Origin of the sequence: Reichenbachiella sp. MALMAid0571 (assembly GCF_040151475.1) — a bacterium.
Classification (GTDB): domain Bacteria; phylum Bacteroidota; class Bacteroidia; order Cytophagales; family Cyclobacteriaceae; genus CAXBNB01.
The window spans coordinates 23,889-31,892 of sequence record NZ_JBDKWG010000090.1; the positions used below are offsets into that span (position 1 = coordinate 23,889).

8 protein-coding genes are annotated in these 8,004 nt (G+C 37.5%); 2 read left to right on the forward strand and 6 right to left on the reverse strand.

Annotated features, from left to right (window positions below; translation table 11 throughout):
* Positions 1-4: 4 nt before the first annotated feature.
* The 6 genes from AAOP42_RS02790 to AAOP42_RS02815 all read right to left on the reverse strand — a co-directional run bounded on the left by AAOP42_RS02790 (position 5) and on the right by AAOP42_RS02815 (position 6,615).
* Positions 5-2,383 carry a TonB-dependent receptor gene (locus tag AAOP42_RS02790; protein ID WP_349526935.1) on the reverse strand — a complete coding sequence of 793 codons (2,379 nt, stop codon included), beginning with the start codon at positions 2,381-2,383 and terminating at the stop codon, positions 5-7.
* 45 nt (positions 2,384-2,428) lie between these two features.
* Positions 2,429-4,069, reverse strand: a complete 1,641-nt coding sequence (locus AAOP42_RS02795; RefSeq protein WP_349526936.1) for a S8 family serine peptidase — start codon at positions 4,067-4,069, stop codon at positions 2,429-2,431.
* Positions 4,056-4,757 carry a hypothetical protein gene (locus AAOP42_RS02800; protein ID WP_349526937.1) on the reverse strand — a complete coding sequence of 234 codons (702 nt, stop codon included), beginning with the start codon at positions 4,755-4,757 and terminating at the stop codon, positions 4,056-4,058. Before AAOP42_RS02800 ends, AAOP42_RS02795 begins: the two co-directional genes overlap by 14 nt.
* The gene (mnmA, locus tag AAOP42_RS02805) at positions 4,747-5,862 is read right to left on the reverse strand and encodes a tRNA 2-thiouridine(34) synthase MnmA (RefSeq protein ID WP_349526938.1); all 1,116 of its coding nucleotides are present in this window, start codon (positions 5,860-5,862) and stop codon (positions 4,747-4,749) included. Before mnmA ends, AAOP42_RS02800 begins: the two co-directional genes overlap by 11 nt.
* A 191-nt stretch (positions 5,863-6,053) precedes the next feature.
* On the reverse strand, positions 6,054-6,296 hold the full coding sequence (locus tag AAOP42_RS02810) for a DUF6952 family protein (RefSeq protein ID WP_349526939.1): 243 nt from the start codon (positions 6,294-6,296) through the stop codon (positions 6,054-6,056).
* Position 6,297: 1 nt separating this feature from the next.
* Positions 6,298-6,615, reverse strand: coding sequence for a thioredoxin family protein (locus AAOP42_RS02815; protein WP_349526940.1), 318 nt, complete (start codon positions 6,613-6,615; stop codon positions 6,298-6,300).
* A gap of 105 nt (positions 6,616-6,720) precedes the next feature.
* Between AAOP42_RS02815 and AAOP42_RS02820 the strand changes: the two genes are divergently transcribed.
* Entirely contained in the window at positions 6,721-7,338 is a 618-nt protein-coding gene (locus tag AAOP42_RS02820; RefSeq protein WP_349526941.1) for a beta/alpha barrel domain-containing protein, read from the forward strand.
* Complete coding sequence (locus AAOP42_RS02825) at positions 7,338-7,856, forward strand: HEAT-like fold family protein (protein ID WP_349526942.1); 519 nt, start codon at positions 7,338-7,340, stop codon at positions 7,854-7,856. Before AAOP42_RS02820 ends, AAOP42_RS02825 begins: the two co-directional genes overlap by 1 nt.
* The last annotated feature ends 148 nt before the right edge of the window (positions 7,857-8,004 follow it).

Below are 8,004 nucleotides of genomic sequence, written 5' to 3' on the forward strand. Positions count from 1 at the left end.
TTGTTTAAAAATTTACTCGAACCCTGAAATTCAAAAACCTTGCCGACAATGAATTCGGTATGGCAAACTGATTGTTTTCAACATCCTTTATCCATGTGTACGAAATTGTGTTGTCTGCCCCCAAAAGATTTAGAATTTCTACACCAAAACTTAACGTATTTGGAGATATTTTAGCTGAAGAATGAATATTTATACTTTTTGAGAAGCCAATATCCACACGATAATATTCATCTCCCGGGAAAGCATTTCTTAAATCATCTCTTCCCGGAGGACCAAAGGGCAAGCCGCTACCAAACAACATATTTAGATTAACCTTGGTAGAAGGGTCATTAGGGAAATGATCTTCGAAGAATATCCCCAAATTAATCCTCTGATCTGTCGGTCGCCTTATGTACCCTTTTCCGTCGTTGGGTATATCTTCTCTGGTATTCAATATTCCCAAACTAAACCATGATTGTGTTCCTTCTATGAACTCACCATTCACTCTGAAATCTATTCCCTGAGCAAAAGCCTTGGTATCATTATTTGCAAAATACCTTAACCTTACATTTTCAACGTCATAAGGATTTATGTTCTCCATTTTTTTATGATACGCCTCAGCAGTAAATTTAAATGGTCTTCCCCATGCTGTAAAATAGTGATCCAACCCCGCAATAAAATGCATTGATGTTTGGGCTTTTACGTCCATATTTATATTTCCCTGTCTATCTCTTAATTCCCTGTAAAATGGCGGTTGCTGGTAAAAGCCAAAAGCAAATCGGTAGTTGGTGTTGCCGGAAGGGTTGTATAAATAATTCAACCTTGGACTCACTAGCAATTGTTCATTTATACTCCAGTAATTTAACCTGGTTCCAAATGAAAATGAATGAGCAGAGTCAGCAGAAACCGTCGTGTATTGAACATACGCTGAAAGCCTCTGTGAATTCAGATGAATTTCATTTTTCCTGTTTTCAGTAATTGACGAAAAATCAGCTGAATCTATAAAAGCGTACTCACTAAGGGCATCATCAATTTTCTCCTGATCCCAGCGAACTCCAAATTCCAGCAAGTCATTATTGATATACACTTCATTTTTCTGTTCTACATTAACTATAGAGGCTTCCAAACTATTTCTCCCATAATTGTAATTGGTTCCTACTCCACGAATAACCACACATTCATCAAAATTATTGGACGAAGGATTATTGTTTAAATCACACAACCGGTATCCCCCTTCTATTTCAAAGTTTTCTCTTTCATTGGTTTTCACTACCGAAGAAATCAAATAAGACTTAAAATTATCAGAAAATACATGTGATAAATTGATACCAGTCTGGTAAGTATCGTATTTAAGTATTTCCCGTCCATCAAAAGCAACAGTCAGTCTATAGGATCTGTCAACTGTACCAAAATCTGTTTGTTTCTTTTCTGGAATGGTCAAATAGCGGTTGTGAGCAGTTGACACCAATACTCCCAGATTGGTTCGGTTGTTTTTAAATTTCTTATTTACATACGCCTGAACATCAGTAAACTTTGGAAGGTACTGCCCCTTCGTCTCCAATGAACCCAATAAGTATTTGGTATTCTTGTGCCTGATTCCAACAATATATGACACGCCACGATCTTCATTATTTCCTTCATAATGGACACTTCCACCCAACAAACTTAAATTAACTGAACCCGTACTTTTATCCGGTTTTTTATAATCAATATTCAATACAGAAGAGAGTTTATCTCCGTATTTTGCCTGCCATCCACCAGCCGAAAACTCTATATTGCTAACCAAATCGGGATTGATAAAACTAAGGCCCTCCTGTCGCCCTGCTCTGACCAAAAATGGACGATAAACCTGAATCCCGTTGACATAGACGAGATTTTCGTCAAAATTACCTCCACGCACTGAATAGGCAGATGAAAGCTCATTGTTGCTCACTACTCCAGGTAATGTACTTAATATTTTATTAAACTCTCCGGTACCGGAAGGTAAGTTCTGGATGTTTTTAGCATCAATAGTCTCCATTCCCGAAACTCCCGTTTCTCGTTTTTTTTCATCCTTAACCTCCACTCCTTCCAGTACTGTAGTCCTGCTTTTCATCTGTACATCAAACCTCAGTACAGCATATTTTTTAAAATTAATTTCCCTTATTTCTGAATGAAACTCAACATGACTGAATTCCATAGTGTAATGATTCTTTTTGAGTTTCAGGTTGAATTTTCCTTTGGAATCTGTAAGGACAATGGCATCAGACGGGATGACTTTTATGTGTACTCCTTCTATAGGATTGTTGAGCGAATCCAACACTACACCATAAACCTCTCCTCCCTGAGCATAAAGTTTAGACAGGTTAAAAATCAAAAAGAAAACCAAAAAATATTTTTTCTGAAAGTACTTTTTGTCTGTCATAAACAGGATAAGACTTGGTGTCAACAAAGAGATAACTTTAGGAGTTTAAAATTTCAGCAATTTAATCCCTTTGTAATTATCAGGGCTAATGATGGATAAGATATATATCCCTTTTGTAAGTCCTGTCAAATCCAATTCGATTTCATTATCTGAATGCAATATTTGCTTTTGGTCTGAAACGACCATATTTCCATTGCTATTGTATATTTCGAATGCCAAACTTTTCCCAAATTGACCGATATCAAATTTAACTTTGAGCTTATTTCCGGTAATCGGATTTGGATAAACATGCACATCCTTTGACATTTCATTATCCAGCCCAAGTATATTTCCAACAGCTACATTGTAGTTGGGAATGCCATAACCAAGAGAATTGTCAGGATTATTTGCCTGACTGGATGAGGTCATAATCAACTGTTTCAACTCAATATTTGTCAACTCAGGCTTGGCTTGCCAAAGACTTGCTGCAAATCCTGCCACCAACGGACAGGCAAAACTTGTCCCATTGCTTGAAACAATATTTCCCTGAGAATTGACTACTACTGTACCAGTGGCCATTGCTGCCACATCAGGTTTGATCCTATTGTCTGCTGTTGGTCCGAATGAACTGAAATCAGATCTCACTTTGGAAGAAGTCACCCCTCCAACTGCTAAAACACTTTCACCATCAGCAGGAAAAGTAATCAGATTCCACGAATCACCACCGGAATTGCCAGCAGAATTCACCACCAAAACACCTCTATCGGACACCATTTCAGCACCCTTTGTGACTATAGCTGTTTTACCATCCAACTGTGCTGTAGTATAATCCATAGAACTATCCTCAAACGTGTTATAACCCAAAGAGGAAGATATAATATCAACTCCTGAGCTATCAGCTTTCTCTGCCGCTATCACCCAATTAAATTCCTCTATTCGAAATTCATCTTCATATACCGCATCATCCCCTGTAATATACAAACTGATTTCAGCATCATAGGCTGTCCCTACAATTTGTGAATTGTATTTACCACTAATACAACTTAGCACTTTTGTGCCATGGTCATCATATATGAAAACATCTTTCCCACCGGACACAAAATCTTCCATGTCTTTAATTTTATTGTTTTCAAATAGATTTTGAAATACAGATGATTCATTTGCTCCGGCAAACCCCCCATCAAAAACAGCAATCCAAAGCCCTTCGCCCGTATATCCATCCTGATGCATATAATCTACCGCCAGCATACTTAATTGTCTATCAGTAGTTTTTGTATCAGACACAGGAGGATTAGAAGTGTAGCTTGTATTTTTCTCACTTGGCACTTCCGTATATTCAACTCCCGGAGCTACGTATTCAACAGACGTAACGAATGACTTTCCCAACAACAAGTCTTTGACAGTAACATCAACCTGAATAATAGCAGCATTGAACCATCGGGAAGTGTAATATGGGTTGGCATTATATTTTACAAGGGAATCGATATAATTTCGATTGACAGGAAAATCTTGTTCAGTAATTTCAAACCCAACTTTGACTCTCCTGTCTATTGCCTTTTGAGATAGGAACTCCAAAGGTTGATCAATACGATAATTAGTGTCTTCTTTATCAGGAAAGTAAACAACATAGCGATTGACTTGCGCTTGAACATTTGCAGCAATTAGAAATAAAATAATAGTCACTATGAATTTGTCATTCCTGACCATAGGACGTCAAAGTTTGCTGAATAAACCTTCCTGATACAATAGTCTTCTGACTCGGACAATCAACGGTACAATACATCAAAGACATGCCATATTTCTCTACCAACCCCACATCTTTAGCATATATTTCATGGCGTTCGTCTCTGTTCACAATATTCTCTTCTACTTCACTTTGAACTACTTTTACCAAATCACTGAATTCCTGATCGGAAAATGTCATCTTTTCCAGATTCAGGTCATAGAAATACTGCTTTTCAGCCAAACTATTGAGCACATTTCCATCCCATCTTAGGTCATTCTTTACCGGAAAAACCATTTTGACCAACGAAATATTGTTCTCAACAGAGACAGCAATTGAATTTGTTTTTCTGGCAGACCAAACAGAATCCAGCTTCCATGTTTCCTGAGCTGTATTTCGTTTTTCCCTATGAATGGTGTAAGTGAGATCTCCTTCTGCGTTTTCAAAAGAACTCACAACGGATTCTTTCAATTCATATTTAAGGGTATCAAAACTTGAGATAGAATACAATATCTCATCTACTTCATAAATTCTATATTGGCCTGTTTCCAACGGGAAATACTCAAGCCCCAACCGATTGTTGTCCGGTGAAATAGTCGTTTCACTACATGAAACTACCAATGCAGCTATTAACCCAAACAAGAAAATATGAAGAATGCCTTTATTTTGCATTTGCTAATTGGTGAAAACTTGATTTTATCCAACCACCACCGATCACATCATTGCCATCGTAAAAAACAGCAGCCTGACCTGGAGCTATGGCAGAAACACCCTTACCAAAAAATACCTTTATTGTATCACCAACCTGTTCTATAACGGCAGGAGAACCTGCATCATTGTAGCGCACTTTGGTCACAGTATCTATTCTACCATCTACGGTGCTAAATTTACTCAAATTTAGTTGATCGACATACATCCCGTCTCTGGCCAATTCATCGAACGTTCCCAATACAACCTGATTTTTCTCTTTGTTTATTTCTATAACATAAGCAGGGAAACCCAGAGCAATACCCAACCCCTTTCTTTGACCTACAGTGTAAAATGGATAACCTTCATGTTTTCCAACCACAGTGCCATCTTCTAACACAAACTCTCCACCTTTTACCTTTTCCTCCAAACCATCGACCCTTCTTTTCAGGAAACCACGATAGTCATTATCAGGCACGAAGCATATCTCATAGGATTCGGATTTGTTCACCAAGGCAGTAAATCCCCTGTCGATTGCCATTTGACGTATTTCGGTTTTATGTAAGTTACCAAGAGGAAACATCGTTCGACTCAAACTTTCCTGAGAAATCCCCCAAAGTGCATATGACTGATCTTTGTTTTCATCTTTGCCTTTTGAAATTACAAAACGACCATTTTCTTCCCTGATATTGGCATAGTGTCCTGTTGCGATGAAATCACAACCGAGTTTATCCGCTCTTCTGAGCAATGCATCCCATTTGATATGGGTGTTGCACAACACACAAGGATTAGGTGTTCTACCATCAAGGTATTCGTTCGTGAAATGATTGATTACATAATCGCCAAATTCTTCCCTGATGTCCAATATGTAATGGGGAAAACCGAGGTTTACAGCTATATCTCTGGCGTCATTGATAGAATCCAAACTGCAGCAGCCTGTTTCTTTTTTACTTCCACCTGAGGAATTGTAATCCCAGGTTTTCATTGTCATTCCTATTACTTCATAGCCTTGCTCATGAAGCATAACAGCTGCAACCGAACTGTCTATTCCTCCGCTCATAGCAACGAGGACTCTTCCTTTTGTACTCATACTTAATTGCCAGGTTCAAAGCCTGGTTTTAGTTTGTTTAGGGCGCAAAGTTAAACCAAGATTAATGAAGAGTATTTCATAGCTCAACAAATAATGTCTTTTAGAAAAATTAATTCTTTAACATATCTAAAAAAACCTCCAAGAATTTAAAATTCCTGGAGGTTTAACACTACTTCGATAGTAACTGAAGTCTAGTTGATAGACTCCCTCACTTTTGCGGTATATTCCCTCATGGCTTTTCCAAAGGGAATTTGATCCTTTTCCATTTTTTCTATAATCCAAATAGCAGCCATCACATGAGTCAATTGCTCTCCGTCATCCTCTCCCTCTATTTCGATAGTTGGAGCCTGCTCATCCAGAATAGCTGCCTCAGCCTCCTCCAAAGCTTCTACAGAATGTATCTCAACAAGTTTTTTTATTACCGGCACCTGCATATCAGTTCAGTTTATTCATCAATTCTACAACTGCCTCTTCTTTGCTTGAAGCCACGGCATCCACCAAAACACCAGATTTGAATACAGCAAAAAATGGCAAATTGGTCACTCCTGCTACTTTTCTTGCCACCTCATTTTTTTCTGCGTTCACATTCAAAAAAGTAACCCCTTGAAATCTATCATCACCAGAAAGCCTTTTATATTTAGGATTGAAAAGACGACATGATCCACACCAGTCTGCATAATATTTTACTATCACTTTTGAGTGGTTCTCCAATTCCTGTGAAAAGTTTTCATCCGTTGCTTCTATTACTGCCATATCTATGAATTATTGATTTTATTTGCCCTGCAATTTAAGATCAAATTCATCTCATTGCTTCCTGTCTGAATAAAAAAAATTGATCTATAAATCAGAATTATTGATATGACGTTGAAAACATTTGTGAAAGTAGGAAATATAACTAATCTGAGTGATGCCAGATACTGTGCTGGTATGGGTGTTGATCTGTTGGGATTTCCTTTAGATGAAAAATCGACAGAATATATTGACACTGAATCATACAAGGAAATCGTCGGTTGGATCTCAGGGCCTCAATTCGTTGGTGAATTTGAATCCAATGATGCTTCGGTGATTATGTCCTTGCAACAAGAGTTGAAATTTGAATACATAGAGGTAAACAATGTCGAATTGGCTAATGCCCTCTCCCTTACCAGCAATGTCATTTATAAAATTGACTTAGAGTCATTTCAAAGTGAAGGCTCACTGAAAAACCATTTTACTTTGATAAATGACAGTATAAAATATATTTTATTAGAATCCGAAACCAAAGTAAGTTCAGCAGCACAGAAGGCTATTGATGAACTAGCTTCAATTTACCCTGTCTTAAAGGCATATGAACTAAATGCATCAACCATTTTAAGCGACATTGCTACTGTGAACATAAAAGGAATTGCACTTAAAGGTAGTAAGGAAGTAAAACCAGGATTTAAAGATTATGATGAATTGGCTGACATATTAGAAGCATTAGAAGATGACAATTGATGAATATCCAAGAACAATTACTGGTTGAGCACAGTAAAGCCAATGCCCTTTATATTGCTAAATACATTGGCAATGACCAAGGCAAATTCACTGAATTAGTTGACCTTTTTTTAGGTGATGACTATCGTATTACTCAGCGTGCAGGACATGCATTGAGTACTGCATTCGATGCTTACCCTGAATTAATAGAGCCTCACATTGACAAAATAATCACCAACCTCCAAAATGACGTCAATGATGCCGTAAAACGAAATACACTAAGAGTTCTACAAAATAAAACCATTCCAGAAGCACAAGAAGGTTTTCTTGCCACCAAATGTTTTGATTACCTCCTATCCAGCAAAGAGCCTGTAGCCATTAAGGTATTTGCCATGACTGTACTTGCTAATCTTTGCGTAAAATACCCTGACTTAAAAAACGAACTCAAAACCATAGTAGAAGATTTGATGCAAAGTGGTACTCCAGGAATTATTTCCAGAGGAACAAGCGTATTGAAAAAACTGGATAGTTTAAGATAATTTACCTGGACTAGGAGTCTGTCGGACTTTCAATAATCAGGAGAGTAAAAAATTCAATTTTCAGAACCTAAAATTAGATTTTGATCGTCCCTTTTTCGAATACGGTTTTGGTTTTGGTTTTTTTTCCTGTTTTTGCGCTAAACCGGAC

Bases quoted from the DNA above. Each gene is read 5' to 3' on its own strand.
- AAOP42_RS02790 (WP_349526935.1), bottom strand. From the start codon at position 2,383: ATGACAGACAAAAAGTACTTTCAGAAAAAATATTTTTTGGTTTTCTTT.
- AAOP42_RS02795 (WP_349526936.1), bottom strand. From the start codon at position 4,069: ATGGTCAGGAATGACAAATTCATAGTGACTATTATTTTATTTCTAATT.
- AAOP42_RS02800 (WP_349526937.1), bottom strand. From the start codon at position 4,757: ATGCAAAATAAAGGCATTCTTCATATTTTCTTGTTTGGGTTAATAGCT.
- mnmA (WP_349526938.1), bottom strand. From the start codon at position 5,862: ATGAGTACAAAAGGAAGAGTCCTCGTTGCTATGAGCGGAGGAATAGAC.
- AAOP42_RS02810 (WP_349526939.1), bottom strand. From the start codon at position 6,296: ATGCAGGTGCCGGTAATAAAAAAACTTGTTGAGATACATTCTGTAGAA.
- AAOP42_RS02815 (WP_349526940.1), bottom strand. From the start codon at position 6,615: ATGGCAGTAATAGAAGCAACGGATGAAAACTTTTCACAGGAATTGGAG.
- AAOP42_RS02820 (WP_349526941.1), top strand. From the start codon at position 6,721: ATGACGTTGAAAACATTTGTGAAAGTAGGAAATATAACTAATCTGAGT.
- AAOP42_RS02825 (WP_349526942.1), top strand. From the start codon at position 7,338: ATGAATATCCAAGAACAATTACTGGTTGAGCACAGTAAAGCCAATGCC.